Raw genomic sequence first — 21,983 nt, 5'->3', positions numbered from 1 at the left:
GTCAGGCCTCCTGGGTGGCAGTCGTCGAGGCAGCGCCGGCGCCGGCCGTGGCCGGGCCCATCGCCTCGCGGCGTGAGCGCTTCCAGGACCCGGGGGCCGGCAGGTGGTAGATCGCGCGGACGAGGGGCGGCGCCGCGATGAACAGCACGATCGTGGACTGAAGGACCAGCACGATGTCGATCGGCGTCCCCGTCGCGGCCTGCATGGTCGTGCCGCCTGCCGTGAGCACGCCGAAGAGCAGACCGGCCAGCACCGTGCCCAGGGGCTTGGAGCGTCCCAGGAGCGCCACGGTCATCGCGTCGAAGCCCACCGACCCTGCGATCGAGGTCGTCAGGTAGTGCTGGGTCCCCAGCACCGGCCCGGAGGCGGCCAGACCGCACAGCGCCCCGGAGATGAGCATGACGATGACCGTCACCCTCGGGACCGAGATTCCCGCGGTGCGTGCGGCATCGGGGTTGAGTCCCGTGGCCCGCAGCTGGAAGCCGATCTCACTGCGCTCCAGCAGCCACCAGACAAACACCGCCGCAGCCAGGGCCACGACGATGCCCAGGTGGAGCCGGAAGGACTGCCCCAGCAGCCTGGGGTACTGCGCGCCGACCATGATCGGCAGGGACTTGGGGTTGGCGTTGCCCTCACCGATGAAGGCGTCGGTCGTCAGCGCGTGGGCCAGGAGGAAGGTCGCGATCGAGTTGAGCATGATGGTCGTGATGACCTCGCTCGCCCCGGTCAGGGCCTTAAGAAGGCCAGGGATCAGGCCCCACAGCATGCCGCCCACGGCCGTGCCGAGCACCGCGGCGAGCAGCCCCAGCCCGGCGGGCAGGTGGAAGGTGAAGCCGATGTAGCCACCGAGCATGGCACCCAGGACGATCTGGCCCTGGCCACCGACGTTGAACAGGCCGCCCCGGAAGGCCACCGCCATGCCCAGACCCGCCAGGATGAGCGGGGTCGCCACCGTGAAGGTCTCGGTGATGGGCCGCCACATGCGGGCCGAGGTGCTGGCCTGCCAGTCGAAGACCCCTCCTCGTAGCAGGGAGGTGTAGGCCTGCGTCAGAGAGCTTCCCACGGCACCGAGGAAGTCGGTGGGACGGGCGAGGAAGTAGGTGGCGGTGGACCGCACGTGCGGGTCGGCGATGAGGATGAGGACGGAGCCCACCAGCATGGCCGTGACGACGGCGAGCAGGCCCATGAGCCCGTTGGACTCAGCGACCTGGCGAGCGATGCCGGGGCGGGCCCTGGTCCCCTGGTCTGGGGCGGCAGGGGCTGTGGGGGCGGCGGGAGCGGGGGTAGCCTTCTCGCTCATCACTTCTCCTCTCCGCTCTCAGCAGCGGTTGCGGTGGTGGGCTCGTCCTGGGCTCGGGCCGTGGCCTCCTCCAGCGGAACACCCGCCATCATGAGGCCCAGGACCGAGCGTGGGGTGTCAGGGGGAACGACGCCGACCACCCGTCCCCGGTACATGACGGCGATGCGGTCGGACAGGGAGTAGATCTCGTCCAGCTCGGAGGAGATGATGAGGACCGCTGTGCCTCGGTCTCGCTCAGCGACGATGCGCTGGTGGACGAACTCGATGGAGCCCACGTCCAGGCCCCGGGTGGGCTGGGAGGCCACCAGGACCTTCAGCGGCCGGGAGAGCTCGCGAGCGAGGATCGCCTTCTGCTGGTTGCCTCCCGAGAGCGTCGAGATCGGGTCGGCCACGTCGGTGACGCGCACGTCGAACTCCTGGCGCAGCGCCTCGGCGTTGGCGCGGACGCGGGCCGGGCTGAGCGAGGGGCCGGTGCCGAAGGCGGGGTCGTCATAGCGGTCCAGGATCATGTTCTCCGCCACTGAGAAGCCCGCGATCATGCCGTCGCTCGAGCGGTCCTCCGGGACGAAGCCGAGTCCGGCGCCCAGGCGGCGGTGGACGTCGAGGCTGGTGACGTCCTGTCCACCGAAGGACACCGTTCCGCTGGAGGGCCGGTGCAGGCCCAGGACGACCTCGCTGAGCTCGGTCTGCCCGTTGCCCTGGACGCCCGCGACACCCAGGATCTCGCCGTCGTGCACCGCGAGGTTGACCTCGTCGAGCAGCACGGTGCCGTCCTTGACCATGCTGAGGTCGCGCAGCTCCAGCCCCGGCCGGCCGGGCTGAGCCGGTTCCTTGTCCACGGTCAGCGAGACCTCGTGACCGACCATGAGGCTGGCCAGCTCGGTCTGGGAGGCGCTGGGCGAGGCGGTCCCCACGACCTTGCCGCGCCGGATGACGGTGATGGTGTCCGCGACCTCGCGGACCTCACGCAGCTTGTGCGTGATGAAGACGATGGAGGTGCCTGCGGCCTTGAGGTCGCGCATGATGGCGATGAGCTCATCGGTCTCCTGCGGGGTGAGCACCGCCGTCGGCTCGTCGAGGATGAGCACCTTGGCGTCCCGGGACAGCGCCTTGATGATCTCCACACGTTGCTGCACCCCCACCGGCAGGTCCTCGATAAGGGCCTGCGGGTCGACGTCGAAGCCGAAGCGCCCGGAGATCTCCCGAACCCTGTCCGCGGCCGCGCGTGCGTCGATGACGCCGGCCCTTCCGACCGGCTCGTACCCCAGCGCCACCGACTCGGCGACGGTGAAGACCGGCACGAGCATGAAGTGCTGGTGGACCATACCGATCCCGGCGGCCACTGCCTGGCCGGGACCGGAGAAGGTCACCGGCTCGCCGTCGATGAGGATCTGCCCCTCGTCGGGCTGGTAGAGCCCGTACAAGACGTTCATGAGGGTGGACTTGCCGGCACCGTTCTCGCCCAGGAGAGCGTGGATCTGACCGGGTTCCACGGTGATGTTGATGTGGTCGTTGGCCACGAGAGGTCCGAAGACCTTCGTGATCCCACGGAGCTCCAGCTGCACGTGTGCTCGCTTCCGTCGGGGCTGACGCCGGGAGAGGACGAACTGAAATATAGAGCCTCGCGCCTACCTGCGCACTGACGCCGCCGGCCCGGTGTCGGGTCGACGGCGTCAGCGTCAGGTCCGCGGCGTCACGGCAGCGGCGTCACGTCTCGCGCGTGGTCGCCATGTCGTGGTCGCCACGGCGTGGTCACCACGGTGCGGTGACCGCGGTCCGGTCGCCACGCCGCGGGCTACGGTGCGGTTGCCGTGGTGCGGCCACCGCAGAGGCGTCAGGAGGGGTCGTAGGCCGTGGAGACGTCGAGGGAGCCGTCGACGATCTGCTTCTGGATCTCCTCGATCTTGCTCTTGACCTCAGCGGGGACGCGCGAGTCCCAGTCGTGGAAGGGAGCGATGGAGACGCCGTTGTTGGCCAGCGTTCCGATGAAGGGCTTGGAGGTGAACTTGCCCTCCTTGGCCTCCTTGACCGTGTCGTAGACAGCGGTTCCGATCTCCTTGACGACCGAGGTCACCATGTACTTGCTGGCGTCGGTCGAGTTGTAGCCGTCGGCGTCCACCCACACGATGCCGTTGGTGTCCGCGTTCGCGGCCTTGACAGCCGCCAGGGTGCCCAGACCCACCGGGCCGGCGACCGGCATGACGATGTCCGCACCCTGGGAGAGGAACTGCTCGGTCAGCTGCTGGCCCTTGGTGGTGTTGGAGAAGTCACCCACGAAGGAGCCGCCCTCCGGCTTGGAGGGGTCCCAGCCCAGCACCTTGACGGAGGCGGAGTTGTCCTCGTTGTACTTCTCCACGCCCCTGGCGAAGCCCTCCATGAAGATCTGGACGGTCGGGATCGCCATGCCGCCGTAGGTGGCGACGGTGCCGGTCTTCGTGGTCCCGGCGGCCGCGTAGCCGGCCAGGTAGGCGGCCTCGGCGGTGTTGAAGATGAGGGGCTTGGCGTTGTCGTACTCGACGGTGTTGCCGTCGGCGTCCACGAAGGTGGAGTCAATGAGGGCGAACTCGATGTCCGGGTTGGCCTTGGCGGCGTCACCCAGGTCCTTGGCGATGTTGAACCCGACGCCGATGATGAGGTCGCAGTTCTGCTGGATGAGGGAGTCGACGTTGGTCGGGTAGTCGGCGCTACCGGCAGACTCCACGGCGACGGTCGTCACGCCGAGCTCGGCTCCAGCCTTGTCGAGTCCCTCCTTGCCGGACTGGTTGAAGGACTGGTCGTCGAAGCCACCCTCGTCAGACACCATGCAGGCCTTGAAGTCGGAGGAGCCAGCGGCCTGGGAGCTGCCGGAGGAGGCGTTGTCGGTCGGGGCCGAGCCACAGGCGGCGAGGCTCAGCGACGCGGCCAGGCCCAGGGCGAGGGCGGAGTAGGTCTTCTTCATCACGGTTGCGATCTCCAGAGGAGGTTGGGGGCAGGAGACGCCGTCAGGCAAGCAGGCGGCACACGGTCCAGGATAAACGCTGTGAGGGTCGGCTGGACACCTGCTGGACACCTTCCCGACAGACTCCCAGTCAGTCCACTGCGAGGGCCTAGCCGGGCACCCGCGGCCGCGCGAGGCGCCCTTGGCGCCCTTCCACACCGAGCTGACGACATCGCGGGCACTCGCGGCCGCGCGAGGCGCCCGCTGTGCCGTGGGCGAGGACGACGGACCGTGTGCAGGCGCCTGCGCCCGGGCAGGGCACCGCGGCCGGGTGCCGCGCCCGCTGGCGGTCGCCGCCGCCCTGAGCGCCCGTCGACGCGAGCGCGCCTACGGCAGCTCAGGCGCGCGGCGCCCCGGCTCAGAGCAGGTCGTCGCGCCCCTGCTCACGCAGGCGGTCAACCACTCCCTTGACCTCCTGGGCGTGCTCCGGCGTCGTGATGAGCAAAGCGTCCGGAGTGTCGACGACGACGAGCCCCGGCACGCCCAGCAGCGTCACCTTCCGGCCCGTGGTCGAGGCGACCAGGGCCCCCTCGCTGGACCTCGCCTCGACGTCGCCGGCCTGACCTCCCGGAGTGACGGCGTCGAGCACCGCCGCCCCGGCAGCCGGCCCCTGCGCGCGGGGCGGGACCAGACCGGCCAGCGCGTCGAAGCCACCGACGTCGTCCCACCCCATCGAGGCGGGGACGACCGCGACCCCGCCCGAGGCGGCCACCGGCTCGGCGATGGCGTGGTCGATCGCGATCTTCTCCAGCCCCGGCCACACCCGGGCCAGGACCTCATCGCGCTGCGAAGTGTCCCAGGCCGCGGCGATCTCCTCGATGCCCTCCGCGAGCGCGGGACGCTGCCGGGCCAGGTGGTCCAGCAGCACGCCGGCCCGCGCGACGAACATGCCCGCGTTCCAGCGATAGCTGCCGCTGGCCAGGTAGCGCTCCGCGGTGTCCGCATCCGGCTTCTCGGTGAAGCCCAGGACCACGCGACCGTCCGGAGCGCCGGCGACCGTGGTGGGCTCGCCGGCGTGGATGTATCCGAAGGCGGTGGAGGGACCGGTGGCCTCGATGCCGATGGTGACCACCCAGTCCTCCTGGGCGAGCGTCGCCGCCTGACGGACCGCCTCGACGAAGGCCTCCTCGTCGGCGATGACCTGGTCCGCGGCGAAGGAGCCGACCACCGCCTCGCGCCCGTGGCGGGCGGCGATGACCGCAGCCGCCAGGCCGATCGCCGCCATCGAGTCTCGCGGGCTCGGCTCTGCCAGGAGGTTGGCGGCCGGGACCTGCGGGAGCTGGCTGGCGACGGCGTCGAGGTGGGCGACGCCCGTGACGACGGTGACGGAGTCAGCCACCGGCTCCAGGCGGGCGACGGTGCCCTGCAGGAGGGTCCGTCCGGCTCCGGTGAGGTCGAGGAGGAACTTGGGCCGGCTGCGGCGGCTGAGCGGCCACAGCCGGGTGCCGGCACCTCCGGCGGGGATGATCGCGTGGATGCGGGGCGCGGTGTTGGGCTCAGTCACCTCTCCAGCGTAGGCGACCGCAGGCTAGAGCTCACGATATCGGGCCAGGTGCGCCTGCGCCCTGGCCTGGGCGCGGTGGTAGCGCCACAGGGTCAGGCGCGCCCGCAGCCCTCGCTTTCCGCCCGGCTCCGGCTCCGCCTCCTCCAGCGCCACCGGAGGCACGTAGTCGGGGTGGGCAGTGGAGTCGACCTCGAGGGTGCCGGTGAGCGACTGACGCGGCCAGGCCAGCGTGGCAGGCACCGAGAGCGTGACGTAGTTGGGGGTCTGGCCGGCATGCAGCTCGTCAGGGTGGTCAACGGCCTGGGGCCGCGGCGGATTGGCCATCCACGCACAGACGTACAGCACCACCCGGCTGGCCAGATGGAGCCACAGGATGAGCACCACCAGCGCTGCGAAGGAGGCCAGCATGGGGTTGCTCGAGACTGAGCCCACTGCGCTGGTTCCCACCTGGCGCAGCACTCCGAAGGCCAGCGCGCCGATCGCCGCACCAGCCACGAGGTCCCGGCGCGGCACACGTGGTCCGGACAGGCGGATGATCAGTGCCAGCACCCCGGCGTCAATGAGGAAGGACAGCGCGAGCGTGGCCGCCTTGACCCCTGGCCCCGACAGCCAGGAGGGCAGGAAGTCCATCGCTCCGGCTACCGCGCTGGTCAGGACCGAGGCCATGGCCGTGGCCAGCACCGCCACCATGATGACCAGGAAGCCGGCGAGGTTCGCCAGCTGGTTGACCACCGGGTTGTGGGGCAGAGTGACGATGCCGAACATGGCCCGTACCCCGTTCTTCAGCGCCCCCATCAGTCCCATCGCGGAGTAGAGCATGGTGAGCAGACCCAGGACGGAGCCGAGGTTGAGGGCGGAGTCGAGGGTGAGCTGGTCGATGCTCACCAGTCCGCCGCCGCTGCCATCGTCCACCACACCAGGCAGGAGGCTGCCGATGGAGTCGAGGACCGCGTCGCGGATCTGCGGGTGGCGGCCGATGGTCGCCATGAGGACGCTGACTCCGATGGCCAGTCCCGCGAAGACGGAGAACAGCCCGGTGTAGGCGATACCTCCGGCCAGCAGGCCACCGCGGACGTTGCCGTAACGCGCCAGCATCCGCCCTAGCCGGCTTCGGTTCCACCACTCCAGCACGGCCTGGACACGTTCCAGCACGCGCCCGACGGCGCCACGCGGCTCCTGGTCCTCAGCGCGCTCGGGCTCACCCCAGCCCTCCGGCGGAGTGTCGGGGGCGGAACGGTCCTGGGCACGAGCAGCATCCATCGAGGTCTCCTGGCAGAGTGGGGAGCGGGCACGGTCAGGTGGGCCAGCAGGAGGGTGGCCGCCCCACTCTAACGCCGGGCAGAGCAGGAGGGGACCACAGGCCGTACGGTCCCCGTCCTGATCTGGCAGGATGAAGCCATGTCCTACGAGAGCACATCCGCCCCCCACGACCCTGTCTTCTCCCCCGCACTGTCCCCCGACGAGGGAGTTGCTGCCGCCACCGCACTGTTCCACGAGGCCTTTGACTGTGAACCCGACGGCGTGTGGTACGCGCCGGGGCGGGTCAACGTTATCGGCGAGCACACGGACTACAACGGTGGGCTGGCCCTGCCCATCGCCCTGCCGCACCGAGCCCACATGGCGCTGCGTCGCCGTGAGGACCGCACCATCCGCCTGGTCTCGCCCCAGACGCGCGAGACGATCGACGTCCTCGACCTGGACCAGATCGGCCCCAAGGGCACCCCGGGCGAGGTCCGGCACTGGAACGCCTACGTCGCCGGCGTGGCCTGGGCCCTGGAGCAGGACGGGCTGGGACCGGTCAGCGGCTTCGACGCAGCGCTGTACTCCTGCGTGCCGCTGGGCGGCGGGCTGTCCTCCTCGGCGGCCCTGGAGGGAGCCACCGTCGTCGCGCTGGATGAGGTCAACGCCCTGGGACTGGCAGGAAGCGCTGAGGAGCCCAATGACGCCGGGCGCGAGCGGCTGGTGACCTCCTGCGTGCGCGCGGAGAACGAGATGGCCGGCGCCCCCACCGGAGGGATGGACCAGTCCGCCTCGTTGCGTTGCCAGGCCGGGCACGCCCTGGAGCTGGACTGCCGCAGCGGCCAGGTGCGTCAGGTCCCCCTCGACCTGGCGGGTGCAGGGCTCGCGTTGCTGGTGATCGATACCAAGGCCAAGCACTCCCACGCTGACGGCCAGTACGGCTCACGGCGCGCGGCCTGCGAGAAGGCTGCCTCGCTGCTCGGGGTGGACCTGCTGGTCGAGGTCTCACCCGAGGCCCTTCCCCAGGCGCTTGAGCGCCTGGAGGCCAGCGGCGAGGACGGCGCGGAGCTGGTCAAGCGCACCCGTCACGTAGTCACGGAGATCCAGCGAACCAAGGACCTGGTCGCTCTGCTCAGCGACGGCCAGGCGCTGGCCGGTGACAAGCTGGCCGAGGTCGGCACGCTGCTCAACGCCTCCCACGACTCCCTGCGCGATGACTACGAGTGCACCTGCCCCGAGCTCGACGTCGCCGTCGACGCTGCTCGCGCTGCCGGCGCGTACGGGGCCCGGATGACCGGTGGCGGCTTTGGCGGCTCCGCGATCGCGCTGGTGGACGCCGACGCCGTCGAGCAGGTGGCTCGCGCCGTCGTCCAGGCCTATGCCCGTGAAGGCTTCGATGCCCCGGCCTTCCTGGACGCCGTGCCCTCCGCACCGGCTGGCCGCCTGGCCTGAGCCATCGCGATCTGTCCAGCCCGTGGGGCTCAGGGATGTGCCTGGCACATCCCTGAGCCCCACGGGTGATGAGTCTCAGGGGCAGCTCCTCCTCAAGGATGAGCCCTGGAGGGACGAGCGTTATTTATGCTGCCGCTGACTCCCGTCCCTTCTTGCCCTAGGTGGAGGCACCCGTGAAGCGTTACGTCCTGCCCGCCCTGAAGATCCTCATCGCCCTGGTCATCGCCGTGGCACTGACCAAGATCGCCTTCTTCCCCAGCCAGACAGAGGGTGCCTCCGCCGGCCCGACCCCAGGCTTCAGCGTCGGCACCCAGACGACGACGGCCACGCTCGGCGACATCTCCAACACCATCGACGTCAAGGGACAGATCGTCGAGGACGCCGCACTGGAGGCGCAGGCGACCCTGGAGGGCGTCATCGAGGGCTTCGCCGTGGACAAGGGAGCCACGGTCACTCAGGGGGCGCCGCTGCTGACGATCGTCAAGACCGAGGCGCAGGACCCTCAGGTCATCGGGGAGACCGATGAGAAGGGCATGGTGCCCCAGCCAGACAAGGTCACGCGCGCCGTCGTCTACGCCCCGGCAGCCGGCGTCGTCTCCTTCAACGTCATCAAGGACCAGCAGACCAACGTCGGCATGGTGGTCGCTACCGTCACACCGGGCACCTTCTCCGCCACCGGCACCATCACGCCCTCCCAGCAGTACCAGCTGACCAACGCTCCCACCACGGCCGAGCTCACGCTCGAGGGCGGCCCGGCGCCCTTCCAGTGCCAGGGGCTGAGCATCGGTACCAAGGCCAGGACCTCGACGACGACCGACCCGACCTCCGGAGACGTCACCACGACCACCGGTGACGGCACGAGCGTGGAGGTACGTTGCCCGGTACCGGGTGACCAGAAGGTCTTCCCCGGCCTGCCGGTGACCATCGGTATCGACGCCGGCAGCGCCACCGGGGCGCTGCTGGTGCCTGTCACCGCCGTCGAGGGCTCGACGACCAAGGGCAACGTCTGGGTGGTCACCGACCCCGAGGCGCCCGAAAAGGCCGAGAAGCGTGAGGTCACGCTCGGCATCAATGACGGCGTCAACATCCAGGTCACCGAGGGGCTGAGCGAGGGCGAGGAGATCCTCCTGTTCGTTCCGGGCAAGGACACCACCCGCACAGGTGAGCCCAACACCTGTGACGACTACGTCTGCTACGACGAGAACGGTCAGGAGATCCTGTGACCACCTCTGCCCCGACGCCGTCCTCACCGCCGGAGCCGCTGGAGGCGCAAGAGGCCACTGACCTGCTGCCGGCACCACCCGCCGGCCACGCGCCGGTACTCAGCCTGCGCGGCATTGCCCGCACCTTCGAGGTGCCCGACGCCGATCCGCTCCACATCCTGACCGACGTCAACCTGGACGTCTACCCCGGTGAGCACGTGGCCATCGTGGGGCGTTCGGGAACCGGAAAGTCGACGCTGCTCAACATCCTGGGCCTCATTGACCAGGCCAGCGCCGGCATCTACCTGCTGGACGGGGTGGACATGGCGACGCTGGGCGAGTCCCGCCGGGCGCACCTGCGCGGGCGTACCTTCGGCTTCGTCTTCCAGACCTTCAACCTCATCCCCGGCCTGACCACCACGGAGAACGTGGCTGCGCCTCTGCTCTACGACCGGGGCCTGGCCTTCTGGGGCCGCACCGCCCGGGCCGAGGAGCTGCTGGAGGCAGTCGGCCTGAAGGACAAGATCGGTGGGCCTATCAACCGCCTGTCCGGAGGCGAGCAGCAGCGCGTGGCCATCGCACGTGCGCTGGCCCGCAAGCCTCGGATCATTCTGGCCGATGAGCCCACCGGCGCCCTGGACGTGGACACCGGCGCCTCGGTGATGAACCTGCTGGAGGCTCAGTGCGCGCAGACCGGCGCGGCTCTGATCATCATCACCCATGACCTGGCCGTGGCCAGCCGGGCGCGCACGCAGTACCGGCTGGAGGAGGGGCGCCTGACGCCCATCAGCGTGGAGCGTCGTACGCACGGCTCGCTCCAGACCCTGGAGGAGGTGCCAGCATGAACGGGTTCGTCACCGGCGTCGTCGGCGCCCTCGTTGAGGCCTGGGCCCAGCTGCGCATCGGCAAGCTGCGCGTCATGCTCTCCCTCATCGGCGTGGCCGTGGCGGTAGCCGCCATGACCTTCATCATCGCCTTCGGGCAGGTCTCCTCCGCGGTCCAGCAGGACCTGATGGAGAAGTGGGCCGGGCGCCCAGGCACGGTGCAGATCATGGTCTCGCCTGCCACCGGGACGCAGGACGGCTCCTCCGGCGTCCTGGACGCCGACGCCGCGGCTGGCCTGGAGGACCCGGCCCAGGACACCGGCACGGACACGAAGGCTCGTCTGGCCGCGGCCCGCACGGACTTTGTCAGCCGCTACGAGATCACGCGGTGGGCCACGAGCTACTCCCAGAACCTGCGTCTGAGCCTGGCGGACGGGCCTGCGGCGGTGTCCACCACCGTGGTCTCACCCGGTTACGGCCTCCTGCACCCCACCCAGCTGGCCGAGGGCCGCTGGTTCAGGGCCGAGGACGCTGACGACCTGTCCCCCAGCATCGTCGTCTCCCGCTCGCTGCTGACCCAGCTAGGCATCGACTCCCTCACCGAGCCGGTCCAGGTCACGGGCCTGGCACCGATGAAGGCCACCTACACGGTCGTGGGCGTCCTGCCCGCCGACCCCGACGGCGGTCAGTTCTGCACGAAGGGGGAGGACAGGGAGATGGTGTGCCGCGAGGAGCTCAAGGCCTTCGTCCTGGCCGAGCCCTTCGAGAGGCTCCTGCCCGCCACCGTCCAGCCTGAGGAGCCCACCTTCGAGGTGTGGGCGGGTGCCGGACGCAGCAAGGAGATGACCGCGCTGGCCAAGACCTACTTCGACGGCGTCTTCGGACGCGGGGCGACCAATGTCTACGACAACGACTTCGGCCAGTCCGAGGACTTCAACCGGGTCTTCACCCTGTCCGTGACCGGGGCCGGCGTCTTCATCATGGTCCTGGGCGCCCTAGGACTGATCAACATCTCCCTGGTCACCGTGCGCCAGCGCATCCACGAGATCGGTGTGCGCCGCTCCTTCGGGGCGACCAACCGGCGCATCTTCTTCTCCATCATGCTGGAGTCCGTGGTCGCCACGGTGGTGGCCGGCGTGGTCGGCATCATCATCGCCATCATCGCCATGCGCGTGATCCCCCTGGAGACCCTCATGCAGACCGAGATCACGAACCGCCCGCCCTTCCCGATGTCCGCGGCCTTCATCGGCCTGGCGGCAGCCAGCGGGGTCGGGGCGCTGGCCGGCATCATCCCGGCGATCGTGGCGGTGCGGATCCGCCCGATCGACGCCATCAGGATCTGACGGCCTCAGCCCCAGTCCTCCCGCAGCAGGCTGGAGACGCTACGACGGCGCGTGTGGCCCACGGCGGCGAGCGCTGCCCCGGCCAGGCACAGGGGCATCGAGGCGAGCCACAGTGCTGTGGCGGCCTCGCCGTCGAGCGCCCAGGAGGCGAGGACCGGGAACAGGGCCGCGGCGAGCATGATGACCAGGCCTGCGATGAGCATCCGCTTACCGCGGGTGTCAGTGCGCCGCGCGCGCTCCAGCTCCGCCTGCGCGAGGGTGGCAGCGCTGGTCTCGTTGCTCCTCATGGTCTCCTCGCCTTCGCCGGCCTCGGGATAGCACGATTCTATGACTTGCTTGCCTCTGGAGGAGGCGTGGGGCCACGTAGTCTGGTCGCATGCGAATCGCCACTGTCAACGTCAACGGCATCCGGGCCGCTGCCCGCAAGGGCATGGGGACCTGGCTGGAGGCCTCAGCTCCTGACGTCCTGCTGCTGCAGGAGGTGCGGGCGGACGAGGAGACGGCCGCGGCCCTGCTGCCCGGCTACTCCTCGCTGATCTGGCCCTGCCGGATCAAGGGGCGCGCTGGGGTGGGCGTCGCCGTGCGCGAGGGCGGGCCGGTCCGCCTGGGCGAGTCCCGCTACGGCGTGGCTGGCCAGGCCGAGGAGCCGGACGTGGACTCCGGGCGCTGGCTGGAGGTGGACCTGGCCGACGCCGATGCTCAGACCGTCCTCACCGTCGTGTCCGCCTACCTGCACTCGGGCCAGATCGGCACGGAGAAGATGGACCAGAAGTACGCCCACCTGGAGCTCGTCGATACCCGGATGGGTGAGCTCCTGGCCAGTGCCCAGGCCGGCGGGCCGCAGGTGGTCATGGCCGGTGACCTCAACGTGGTGCGCAGCGAGCGGGACATCAAGAACTGGAAGCCGAACCACAACAAGGTCGCCGGTGTCCTGGATGAGGAGATCGCGCACCTAGAGGGCTGGTTCGCCTCTGGGTGGGTGGACGTGGCTCGTCACCTCGAACCTGAGGCTCAGGGGCCCTACACCTGGTGGTCCCAGCGTGGCAAGGCCTTTGACAATGACGCCGGCTGGCGCATCGACTACCAGGTGGCGACCCCATCCCTCGCCGGCCGGGCGGTGAGCGCCGTCGTCGACCGCGCCGCCTCCTACGCCGAGCGGTGGAGCGACCACGCTCCGCTGGTGGTGGAGTACCAGCTCTAGGCGCAGCCACCCGCACGATCCAGCAGGCTGGCAGGCGCTGCGCTCAGGTGGCTCCTGGTGAGTAGGTGCCGGAAGAAGGGACTGGTATGAGGATCGTCCTCGCGCTGGGTGGCAACGCTCTGCTTCCTCGCGGCGCGACGCCCGACACGGCGATCCAGGTGGCCAAGGTACGCCTGGCGGTCGCTGCGCTGGCGCCGTTGGCCGCGCGCCACGAGCTGGTCATCACCCACGGCAACGGACCACAGGTCGGGCTGCTCGCGGCAGCCACAGCCTCCTCGGACCTACCGGCGAATGTCTACCCGCTGGACACCCTGGTGGCTCAGACCCAGGGCATGATCGGCTTCTGGATCACCCAGGCGCTGTCTGACGCCCTGCCCGGGCGTGCGGTGGCGGGGCTGCTCACGCGCACCCTCGTCGACCCCGCTGACCCAGCGATGGCCCAGCCCACCAAGTTCGTGGGCGCGGTGCTCAGCGAGGAGGAGTCGCGGCTGCTGGCCGCCGAGCGCGGCTGGACGATGGCGCGCGACGGTGAGCACTGGCGCCGCGTGGTCCCCTCCCCTGAGCCCCGCTCCGTGCTCGAGGCCGACGTCGTCGCCCGCCTGCTCGACCAGGGCGCCGTCGTCGTGTGCACCGGTGGCGGGGGCGTTGCCGTGCGCACCTGGGAGGACGGGACGCACGAGGGCGTGGAGGCAGTGGTGGACAAGGACCTGGCCTCCGCGGTGCTGGCCGAGCAGATCGGGGCCGAGCTGCTCATTGTGCTCACGGATGTGCCCGGCGTGGTGGAGGGCTACGGGACCGCCGAGGCACAGCTGCTGGAGCAGGTGACTCCGGCCCGGCTACGGGCCCTCGGGCTGCCGGAGGGGTCGATGGGCCCCAAGGCGCGGGCGTGTGCCTCCTTCGTCGAGCGCACCGGCGGGCGCGCTGTCATCGGGGCGCTGGGCCAGGCCGCTCAGATCGTGGCGGGACGGGCCGGGACCCAGGTGGTGCCTGGCTGAGCCGGCCATGGCCACCTGGCCCTGCCTGGCCGAGAGGACGAGCGGCGCCGTCGTCCCTCAGCGCAGGAACGACGGCGCCGCCTGTTTCTCAGGCTTGTCTCAGGCCTGCCGCTCAGCCGTCTCGACGACGTTGGCCAGCAGCAGGGCGCGAGTCATGGGTCCCACTCCCCCGGGGTTCGGTGAGAGCCACGAGGCGACCTGGTCGACGCCGTCGGCCACGTCTCCCATGATCCGGCCCTTACCGGTGGCCGGGTCCACGACGCGGCTCACGCCCACGTCCAGGACGACGGCGCCGGGCTTGACCATGTCAGGGCTGATGATCCCGGCCGAGCCGGCGGCGGCGATGACGACGTCAGCGCGGCGCACGTGCTCAGCCAGGTCCGCGGTGCCGGTGTGGCAGACGTCGACGGTGGCGTTGACGTCCTTGCGCATGAGCAGCAGGCCGATGGAGCGGCCCACGGTCACGCCTCGACCCACGACGCACACGTCCTTGCCCGCCAGAGCGATCCCGTGACGGGTGATGAGCTCGATGCAGGCACGCGGGGTACACGGCAGAGGCGAGGTCATCGGCTCAGAGCCACGCAGGACCAGGCGCCCGAGGTTGGTCGGGTGGAGGCCGTCCGCGTCCTTGTCCGGGTCGATCCGCTCCAGGATGGCGTTGGTGTCCACGCCCTTGGGAAGCGGCAGCTGGACGATGTAGCCGGTGCAGGCAGGGTCGGCGTTGAGACGATCGACCGCTGCCTCGATCTCGGCCTGGGTGGCGCTGGCCGACAGGTCCACCCGGATGGAGGCGATACCGACCTCGGCGCAGTCGGCGTGCTTGCCGGCCACGTACTTGACGCTACCGGGGTCCTCACCCACTAGGACGGTCCCGAGCCCCGGGGTGATACCGCGCTCCCGCAGGGCGTCCACACGCTCCTTGAGCTCGGCCTTGATGACGGCCGCGGTGGCCTTGCCGTCCAGGACCTGGGCGGCGCCGGTCCAGGGGGCCCTCACTGGTCCAGCCCCGGGTAGAGCGGGAAGGCCTCGGTCAGGGCCTGGATGCGGGCGCGCAGGCCAGCGAGCAGCTCGTCGTCGGCCGCGCCGGCGGCACCGGCCACGAGGGCGGTGGCGATGATGTCCGCGACCTCGGTGAACTCGGTGGCGCCGAAGCCGCGGGTGGCCAGCGCCGGGGTACCGATACGCAGTCCCGAGGTGACGCGGGCCGGACGCGGGTCGAAGGGGACCGCGTTGCGGTTGACGGTGATGCCAGCGGCGTGGAGGAGGTCCTCGGCCTGCTGGCCGTCCAGGGCAGAGTCACGCAGGTCAACGAGGACCAGGTGGACGTCAGTGCCGCCGGTGACCAGCGTGATGCCGGCCTTGGCCACGTCCTCGCGCAGGAGACGCTCGGCCAGGATCGCGGCGCCCTCGACGGTGCGGCGCTGGCGGTCCTTGAACTCCTCGGTGCCGGCGACCTTCATGGCCACCGCCTTGGCGGCGACGACGTGCATGAGCGGGCCACCCTGCTGACCGGGGAAGACGGCGGAGTTGAGCTTCTTGCCCAGCTCCTCACCGCGCGAGGAGATGATCATGCCCGAGCGCGGGCCGCCGAGGGTCTTGTGGACCGTGGTGGACACGACGTCGGCGAAGGGGACGGGGCTGGGGTGAAGGCCCGCGGCGACGAGTCCGGCGAAGTGGGCCATGTCCGTCCACAGGTAGGCACCGACCTCGTCCGCGATGGAGCGGAAGGCCTCGAAGTCGAGGTGGCGGGGGTAGGCGGACCAGCCGGCGATGATGACCTTGGGGCGCTCGCGCAGGGCGGCCTCGCGCACCTGGTCCATCTCGATGCGGTGGGTGTGTTCGTCCACGCCGTAGGCGGTGGCGTTGTACAGGCGGCCCGAGAAGTTGATCTTCATGCCGTGGGTGAGGTGGCCACCATGGGGCAGGGCCAGGCCGAGGATGGTGTCACCCGGCTGCGCCAGGGCGTGAAGGACCGCGGCGTTAGCCTGGGCGCCGGAGTGGGGCTGGACGTTGGCGTAGTCACCACCGAAGACCTTCAAGGCACGCTCGATAGCGAGCGACTCGGCGACGTCGACGACCTCGCAGCCGCCGTAGTAGCGCTTGCCGGGGTAGCCCTCGGCGTACTTGTTGGTCAGGACCGAGCCCTGGGCCTGGAGGACCGCGCGGGGAACGAAGTTCTCCGAGGCGATCATCTCCAGGGTCTCGCGCTGGCGGGCGAGCTCGCCGTCCAGGACGGCGGCGATCTCAGGGTCGAGCTCGGCCAGCGGCATGGCGTTGAGTGAGGTGGCGGCGGGACCAGTCATGGTTCTCCTCGGTGCGTTGTCTGAGCGCGGCGTACCGCGCGGGGCGTCGACCTCGGCCCAGGCGGGCGACCAGGTACAGGTGCGTGCTCGTGGCCGGGTACGGCAGGCCCCCAGCCAGGCTGGTGGACGGTCAGGCCGTGAGCACGATCGCCGCTCCCCGGTGGTGGTCCACCCAAACGCCAGTCACGACGACGGGGCCATGGTACGTCCAAGAGCGCAGGCGAGGGTGAGAAGTCTCAGCACCTCGCCTGCGCAGATCCCCGCTGACGCGGGGTGAACGGTGTCGCCGTTACGTTATGCCGGCTCATCCCAGCTCGCGCCAGGTCATATCGTGGCACCCGAACGACGAAGGAGTCCCTATGAACCTGTCGAGCACTGCCGCCGCAGCCTGGGCGAAATCTGGCTACAACCCTGAGCGCGAAAGATGGCTTCCACTTCCGATCCATCTTCTTGATACGGCCGCCGTCTCCCGCCACCTCGCCAAGAACTGGCTCTCCCCATCGATCTGTTCGATCATCGACCGCGAGTTCGCCACGTCCCCATCTGGCCTGTCCCCTTCTGAGGAGTTCACTGCCTTAGCCGCATGGATCTCGGGCGTCCATGACATCGGCAAGGCCTCCCCCGCGTTCGCCAGCAAGGTTCCTGAGCTGTACGACCGCATGTGCGAGTCCGGATTCGAGCGCGTCCCAGTAGATCCACTCGAGCGCCGTAAAGTCCCCCACGGGCTAGCCGGACATCGCATCTTTCAGCAATGGCTGGAGAACGTTCACGGATGGTCCTTCGAGTCCGCCGAGGCACTGGCCTGCATAGTCGGAGCTCACCATGGCATCCCGCCCACGTACGCCAGCCTGCAGGAGAGCGAGGGACGCGAGCCGCTCATCGGCACCGGCACGTGGACCACGGTCCAGAACGAGCTGCTCGAGCTGGTGACGGAGCGCTGCGAGGTCAGCTCATTACTTGCCCACTGGTCTAAGCGCACGTGGTCCCAGCCGTTCCTGGTCATTCTGTCCGGTCTGGTCATCGTTGCTGACTGGCTGGCCTCCACTGAAGACTATTTCCCTCTTGTCCCTGCCGACGACGACGGCCGAGACCTTCTTGCCCCTGACCGACACCGCCAGCGCGTCACACAAGGACTGGCCCGAATCGAGCTTCCGGCACCATGGAGGCCCAGGGACGAGGAGGCTGGCGTCAGCGACACCCTGAGACACCGGTTCTCACTGCCGGAAGGGTCCACGGCCACCGAGGTTCAGACTCGTGCCGTCGAGATGGCCCGAACGATGCCCATGCCAGGCATGCTCATCATCGAGGACTCCACCGGTGGTGGGAAGACCGAGGCTGCACTCATGGCGGCAGAGGTGCTCGCCGCGCGCAGCGGACGTGCAGGGGTGCTCTTCGCCCTTCCCACCCAAGCCACTACAGACGCCATGTTCGCCCGAGAGTTGTCCTGGTTGGAGAGCCTGGAGGAGGCATATGCCTCTGACGGCGCTCCATCGACCTTCGCGGTCCAGCTCATTCACGGCCGTGCGCGTCTGAACAAGCAGGCAGGTCAGCTCCGCCGCCGCGGATATGAGCTGCGCAGCCAGCTTCTCGGTTCCCTTGGTGGGGACGACTCGACACTCCCCCACCCCTGTCAGATCGGCTGGGACGAGATCGAGGCGCGCGCCGGTCGCGAGCTCGACAGCTCCCACGGCAGGCGCGCAGATATCGCGATCGGCGCGTGGTTTAACGGACGCAAGAAGGCCATGCTGGCTGACTTCGTCGTCACCACCGTTGATCACCTCCTTTTCGGCGCGATGCGGTCCCCACACCTGGCACTGCGTCATCTTGGTCTCTCCCGCAAAGTGGTCATCGTGGACGAGGTCCACTCCTACTCCACACACATGAACGTCTACCTTGACCGCGCTCTGACGTGGCTCGCCGCTTACGGGGTACCTGTCATCCTGCTCTCGGCGACACTCTCGCAGGCGCGCTGCGCCGAGCTCACCTCCGCTTACCGGCACGGGCTTGCCCTAGCCGACGGTCAGCGGGTGCCACGACACCCGTCCCCAGATCCTCTGAGCACGCCCTTCCCCTGTCTGGTCTCCACCGGACTGGCAGGATCCCGCGTCGTCGGTTCCTCATCGGCCGGTCGTACGGCCCGCGTGCACGTTGATCGGCTCGGACGGGACCAGCTCGTTCCCACCCTGCGTATGGCACTGTCCGACGGCGGGTGCGCACTCGTCGTCAGGAACACAGTGCGCCGTGCGCAGGAGACCTACGAGCTGCTGCGCTCAGAGCTCGGAGAGGAGGTGAGCGTCCACCACGCACGGTTCACGGTCGGTGACAGGCTCGCCAAGGACGACGAGCTGCTGAAGAAGTTCGGCCCTCCCCGCAGCGGCCCTGACCGTCCCCATCGCGCCGTCGTCGTAGCAACGCAGGTCGTCGAGCAGTCTCTCGACGTCGACTTCGACCTGCTCATCACCGATCTGGCGCCGATCGATCTGATCCTCCAGCGCATGGGACGTCTTCATCGCCATGAACGACCTCGACCCGCAAGCCTGACAGAGGCGACCTGCCTCGTTGACTGGCTGCCGACGCCGACATCGGAGAGCCCCTCCTTGGAGGGCGGCGCTCAGGCGATCTACGGCTCCCTGGACCTGCTGCGCAGCGCTGCCGTGCTGCACAAGGTCATGGAAGGACCAGGAGAAGTACGCATCCCGCAGGACGTGCACGCCCTGATCGAGGGTGTCTACGGAGAGCTGGTATCCACTCCTCCAGCCTGGGACAAAGCGCTCGCGGAAGCCGCGAGCAAGGCTGACGAGCTCAAGAGAGCGAAGACCGATGCCGCACGGACCTTCCTCCTGTCATCACCTCCACGCGCGTCCTGCGCATCGTCGCTGATCGGATGGCTGCATTCCGCAGCCTTAGACAATGATGAGAAGGGGCGTGCCCAGGTACGCGACGGCGAGGACTCTCTCGAGGTCATCCTCATCGACGCTCGACGGCAGGGCGGGCAGGTCGGTCTCTACACGCTGCCGACGGCAGGAGCACCGGCTCTCCCGATTCCTGACGACGACGCTCCTGAGCCCAAAGTCGCACGAGCTATGGCGATGTCCGCGGTACGGCTACCTCCTCGGCTCTCCAACCCTCGCGTGATCGACACCGTGATCTCCGAACTTGAGACACGGCTCGTACCTGCCTGGCAGAGTATTCCTGAGCTTGCTGGCCAGCTAGTCCTCCCCCTGGAACACGGCCGAGCCACCCTGGCAGGCATCACGCTCGAGTACTCCTCGTCTACGGGTCTCAAGGAGGTCTCACCCCGATGACACCGAGCTTCAATCTTCTTGACGAACCCTGGATCCGCGTGACCTGGCTGAGCGGTGAGTCAGAAGAGGTATCGCTGCTGACGCTGTTTCGCGACGCTACACAGATCGAGGGCATTCACGGCGAGATCGCCAGCCAGAACATCGCCATCCTTCGGCTACTCCTGGCGATCTGCCACAGGACGATGGACGGACCAGAGGATCTCGAGGTCTGGAGAGAATACTGGAGCTCGCCAGGAAGCCTCGGACAGGACGCATCGACCTACCTGGAGCGGTTCCGCAGTCGCTTCGATCTGCGCGATCCCGAGCAGCCGTTCTTCCAGGTTGCCGGTATCCACACTGCTTCAGGGAAGAGCTCCGGCCTAGAGTCATTAATCGCAGACATCCCGAACGGGCATCCGTTCTTCACCACCCGGATGGGTGAGGGCTTGTCCCAGATGACCTGGGCCGAGGCAGCACGTTGGCTCATCCATGTCCATGCTTTCGATCCTTCAGGAATCCGTTCTGGCGCCGTTGGGGACCCTCAGGTAAGAAATGGGAAGGGATATCCCATCGGACCAGGTTGGACGGGACAGATCGGGACGATCACGCTGGCTGGCGACAACCTCGAGCAGACGCTCTTGCTCAACACCGTGGTGTGCAACTGCGTCGAAGGGCTGCAGGAAGTCGACCTGTCGCGAGACCTACCGCCGTGGGAGCGCCCCGCAGACGGACCGGGAGGGTCCGCATCAAAGCAGCCCACTGGACCAGTGTCCTGCTACACGTGGCAAACCCGACGCGTTCTTCTCCACGGCAAGGAGGAGGTTACCTCCCTGTTCCTCGGCAATGGAGACAAGGCGACGCCACAAAACCGGCAGCACGTCGAGCCCCTCACAGCCTGGCGCTACTCAGAGCCCCAGAGTCAGAAGGCCAAGGCGACGGTCTACATGCCTCGCAAGCTCCCAACGGATCGCGCGATGTGGCGTGGTCTCCCGACGGTCGTCCCGCATCTCAGCCCGATGGTGTCGACCAAAGCCGGGGGCCAGGTCAGTCGCTTCCTCCCGCCGGCAGTGATCACGTTCTATCAGCGGCTCATGTATCAGCGCGTCATTCCGCCTCGCAAGCTTCTACCAATCCACGCCGTCGGTATGGAATACGGCGCCCAGGAGGCCGTGATTACTGAGCTCGTCGAGGACACTCTTCATGTGCCCTCGGCCCTGCTCGGCCGGGACAACACACGGCTCCTGACCCTGGTGAGCGACGCTATTGAGGTCACTGAGCAGGCGGCGGGAACACTGAGAAACCTCGCGGCCAACCTGGACCGTGCTGCTGGCGGAAGCCCCGATACTAGTTCTGCCGCCCGTCAACGGGCTGGAGCGCAGTTCTACCAAGCCATTGATGAGCGCTTCCCCCGGTGGCTCGCTGACATCGCAGACGCGGACCCCGAGTCCGTTGCCGAGCAATGGCGGGAGGTCCTTCGCTCCGAGGCACATCGCCAGGCTGAGCATCTCGCACAGAACGCACCCAGCACGGCATTCACAGGCCGCGGGGACGGAACATCCCGCATGGACGTCGGTCGAGCGCTGTTCTTCTTCCGCAGAAAGCTCGCAGAAGTCCTGCCGAGGCCAGGCTCCCAGATCCCCGCAGCCCATGACGATGAAAGGGCAGATCAATGACAGCACCCATCTCAGACCCTCAGCCCTCCGAGAGCACCAGCGGCCCGTCGGATTCCGCCACACGGCGCCGCCGACCACTGCGCCGGGAAGGTTCCCTGGTCGAAAGGCGGCTGGGCGGACCACGAGGCCTCCAGCAGCGCTACTGCGGCGGAGAGTCCTCCGGCAGAGCAGAGCTCGCTGCCTTGCGTCGGGCGGCCCGCATGCCCCCTGGTGCGTTGCCCGAGGTGTGGGCGCTCACCGAGTGCCCGGTGCCACCCGGACACGGCGACGCTCCGACGAGAGAAGAAATCGCTGTTCACACGGCGATGACTCTCTACGGTATCCACCAGCAGTCACGCACTGAACCGATGCATGTTCCTGGCCGAGGCCTCGGCCAGGCCGCCCGCACCCTGATCGGGCCTCCTGACGACGAGCTGTCCTCTGCCAGAGCACGTTTCAACGCACTCGTGACCTCGACGACGACGAGCGAACTGACTCATCACCTTCAGGCGTTCGTCTCGCAGCTGCGCGCTCGCCGTATTCCACTCGACTACGCAGCGCTAGCTGACGAGCTTGTTCGTTTCCAACAAGCGGACGGCGCCAAGACTGTCCGACTCACCTGGGCGAGGCAGTACGCCGGCCTTGAGCACACCCCTACCCCTGACAACACCGATTCCACTGACTCCCACTCAACCTTGGAGCACTGA

General features: G+C 68.8%; 17 protein-coding genes and 1 riboswitch. Of the genes, 9 read left to right on the top strand and 8 right to left on the bottom strand.

Features of this window, described 5'->3' with window-relative positions:
- Position 1 precedes the first annotated feature (1 nt).
- The 5 genes from CYJ26_RS05410 to CYJ26_RS05390 all read right to left on the bottom strand — a co-directional run bounded on the left by CYJ26_RS05410 (position 2) and on the right by CYJ26_RS05390 (position 6,933).
- Positions 2–1,300 (bottom strand): ABC transporter permease, encoded by a 1,299-nt coding sequence (locus tag CYJ26_RS05410; protein WP_024034884.1) that lies wholly within the window; start codon positions 1,298–1,300, stop codon positions 2–4.
- Positions 1,300–2,865: an ABC transporter ATP-binding protein gene (locus CYJ26_RS05405; RefSeq protein ID WP_034237034.1), complete on the bottom strand. Its 1,566-nt coding sequence runs from the start codon at positions 2,863–2,865 to the stop codon at positions 1,300–1,302. Before CYJ26_RS05405 ends, CYJ26_RS05410 begins: the two co-directional genes overlap by 1 nt.
- A 269-nt stretch (positions 2,866–3,134) precedes the next feature.
- Positions 3,135–4,238: a BMP family lipoprotein gene (locus CYJ26_RS05400; protein ID WP_034237035.1), complete on the bottom strand. Its 1,104-nt coding sequence runs from the start codon at positions 4,236–4,238 to the stop codon at positions 3,135–3,137.
- Between the two features lie 397 nt (positions 4,239–4,635).
- Entirely contained in the window at positions 4,636–5,781 is a 1,146-nt protein-coding gene (locus CYJ26_RS05395; protein WP_034237036.1) for a mannose-1-phosphate guanylyltransferase, read from the bottom strand.
- Between the two features lie 24 nt (positions 5,782–5,805).
- Positions 5,806–6,933: a YihY/virulence factor BrkB family protein gene (locus tag CYJ26_RS05390; protein ID WP_231550267.1), complete on the bottom strand. Its 1,128-nt coding sequence runs from the start codon at positions 6,931–6,933 to the stop codon at positions 5,806–5,808.
- A gap of 246 nt (positions 6,934–7,179) precedes the next feature.
- Here CYJ26_RS05390 and galK point away from each other — a divergent pair, with 246 nt between their 5' ends.
- The 4 genes from galK to CYJ26_RS05370 all read left to right on the top strand — a co-directional run bounded on the left by galK (position 7,180) and on the right by CYJ26_RS05370 (position 11,841).
- Positions 7,180–8,472, top strand: coding sequence for a galactokinase (gene galK, locus CYJ26_RS05385; RefSeq protein ID WP_034237037.1), 1,293 nt, complete (start codon positions 7,180–7,182; stop codon positions 8,470–8,472).
- A 173-nt stretch (positions 8,473–8,645) separates the two neighbouring features.
- Positions 8,646–9,695 carry an efflux RND transporter periplasmic adaptor subunit gene (locus tag CYJ26_RS05380; RefSeq protein ID WP_034237038.1) on the top strand — a complete coding sequence of 350 codons (1,050 nt, stop codon included), beginning with the start codon at positions 8,646–8,648 and terminating at the stop codon, positions 9,693–9,695.
- Positions 9,696–9,733: 38 nt separating this feature from the next.
- Positions 9,734–10,519: an ABC transporter ATP-binding protein gene (locus CYJ26_RS05375; protein WP_180950860.1), complete on the top strand. Its 786-nt coding sequence runs from the start codon at positions 9,734–9,736 to the stop codon at positions 10,517–10,519.
- Positions 10,516–11,841, top strand: a complete 1,326-nt coding sequence (locus tag CYJ26_RS05370; protein WP_006548554.1) for an ABC transporter permease — start codon at positions 10,516–10,518, stop codon at positions 11,839–11,841. The genes CYJ26_RS05375 and CYJ26_RS05370 overlap by 4 nt, the downstream gene beginning before the upstream one ends.
- Before the next feature lie 5 nt (positions 11,842–11,846).
- Here CYJ26_RS05370 and CYJ26_RS05365 read toward each other — a convergent pair whose 3' ends face one another.
- A complete protein-coding gene (locus CYJ26_RS05365; protein ID WP_006548553.1) occupies positions 11,847–12,128 on the bottom strand; it encodes a hypothetical protein in 282 nt (93 codons plus the stop codon).
- An 89-nt stretch (positions 12,129–12,217) separates the two neighbouring features.
- On the opposite strand from CYJ26_RS05365, the gene CYJ26_RS05360 reads away from it, so the two are divergent.
- Positions 12,218–13,042 (top strand): exodeoxyribonuclease III, encoded by an 825-nt coding sequence (locus CYJ26_RS05360; protein WP_024035825.1) that lies wholly within the window; start codon positions 12,218–12,220, stop codon positions 13,040–13,042.
- An 86-nt stretch (positions 13,043–13,128) separates the two neighbouring features.
- Positions 13,129–14,037, top strand: coding sequence for a carbamate kinase (locus CYJ26_RS05355; RefSeq protein WP_006548551.1), 909 nt, complete (start codon positions 13,129–13,131; stop codon positions 14,035–14,037).
- 99 nt (positions 14,038–14,136) lie between these two features.
- Here CYJ26_RS05355 and CYJ26_RS05350 read toward each other — a convergent pair whose 3' ends face one another.
- Positions 14,137–15,033 carry a bifunctional methylenetetrahydrofolate dehydrogenase/methenyltetrahydrofolate cyclohydrolase gene (locus tag CYJ26_RS05350; RefSeq protein WP_101638095.1) on the bottom strand — a complete coding sequence of 299 codons (897 nt, stop codon included), beginning with the start codon at positions 15,031–15,033 and terminating at the stop codon, positions 14,137–14,139.
- The gene (gene glyA / locus CYJ26_RS05345) at positions 15,030–16,340 is read right to left on the bottom strand and encodes a serine hydroxymethyltransferase (RefSeq protein WP_101638094.1); all 1,311 of its coding nucleotides are present in this window, start codon (positions 16,338–16,340) and stop codon (positions 15,030–15,032) included. Before glyA ends, CYJ26_RS05350 begins: the two co-directional genes overlap by 4 nt.
- Before the next feature lie 121 nt (positions 16,341–16,461).
- Positions 16,462–16,537: riboswitch (ZMP/ZTP riboswitch) on the bottom strand.
- A gap of 162 nt (positions 16,538–16,699) precedes the next feature.
- Here glyA and CYJ26_RS05340 point away from each other — a divergent pair.
- The 3 genes from CYJ26_RS05340 to casB are packed head-to-tail and all read left to right on the top strand — an operon-like array spanning position 16,700 to position 21,983.
- On the top strand, positions 16,700–19,645 hold the full coding sequence (locus tag CYJ26_RS05340) for a CRISPR-associated helicase/endonuclease Cas3 (protein WP_101638093.1): 2,946 nt from the start codon (positions 16,700–16,702) through the stop codon (positions 19,643–19,645).
- Complete coding sequence (gene casA, locus CYJ26_RS05335; protein WP_006548547.1) at positions 19,642–21,297, top strand: type I-E CRISPR-associated protein Cse1/CasA; 1,656 nt, start codon at positions 19,642–19,644, stop codon at positions 21,295–21,297. Before CYJ26_RS05340 ends, casA begins: the two co-directional genes overlap by 4 nt.
- Complete coding sequence (gene casB, locus CYJ26_RS05330; RefSeq protein ID WP_034237044.1) at positions 21,294–21,983, top strand: type I-E CRISPR-associated protein Cse2/CasB; 690 nt, start codon at positions 21,294–21,296, stop codon at positions 21,981–21,983. Before casA ends, casB begins: the two co-directional genes overlap by 4 nt.

Origin of the sequence: Actinomyces urogenitalis (genome assembly GCF_002861525.1) — a bacterium.
GTDB lineage: Bacteria > Actinomycetota > Actinomycetes > Actinomycetales > Actinomycetaceae > Actinomyces > Actinomyces urogenitalis.
This window is presented reverse-complemented; position numbering and strand designations above follow the sequence as displayed.

Bases quoted from the DNA above. Each gene is read 5' to 3' on its own strand.
- casB (WP_034237044.1), top strand. From the start codon at position 21,294: ATGACAGCACCCATCTCAGACCCTCAGCCCTCCGAGAGCACCAGCGGC.
- galK (WP_034237037.1), top strand. From the start codon at position 7,180: ATGTCCTACGAGAGCACATCCGCCCCCCACGACCCTGTCTTCTCCCCC.
- CYJ26_RS05410 (WP_024034884.1), bottom strand. From the start codon at position 1,300: ATGAGCGAGAAGGCTACCCCCGCTCCCGCCGCCCCCACAGCCCCTGCC.
- CYJ26_RS05370 (WP_006548554.1), top strand. From the start codon at position 10,516: ATGAACGGGTTCGTCACCGGCGTCGTCGGCGCCCTCGTTGAGGCCTGG.
- CYJ26_RS05400 (WP_034237035.1), bottom strand. From the start codon at position 4,238: ATGAAGAAGACCTACTCCGCCCTCGCCCTGGGCCTGGCCGCGTCGCTG.
- CYJ26_RS05340 (WP_101638093.1), top strand. From the start codon at position 16,700: ATGAACCTGTCGAGCACTGCCGCCGCAGCCTGGGCGAAATCTGGCTAC.
- CYJ26_RS05355 (WP_006548551.1), top strand. From the start codon at position 13,129: ATGAGGATCGTCCTCGCGCTGGGTGGCAACGCTCTGCTTCCTCGCGGC.
- CYJ26_RS05360 (WP_024035825.1), top strand. From the start codon at position 12,218: ATGCGAATCGCCACTGTCAACGTCAACGGCATCCGGGCCGCTGCCCGC.
- glyA (WP_101638094.1), bottom strand. From the start codon at position 16,340: ATGACTGGTCCCGCCGCCACCTCACTCAACGCCATGCCGCTGGCCGAG.
- CYJ26_RS05365 (WP_006548553.1), bottom strand. From the start codon at position 12,128: ATGAGGAGCAACGAGACCAGCGCTGCCACCCTCGCGCAGGCGGAGCTG.
- casA (WP_006548547.1), top strand. From the start codon at position 19,642: ATGACACCGAGCTTCAATCTTCTTGACGAACCCTGGATCCGCGTGACC.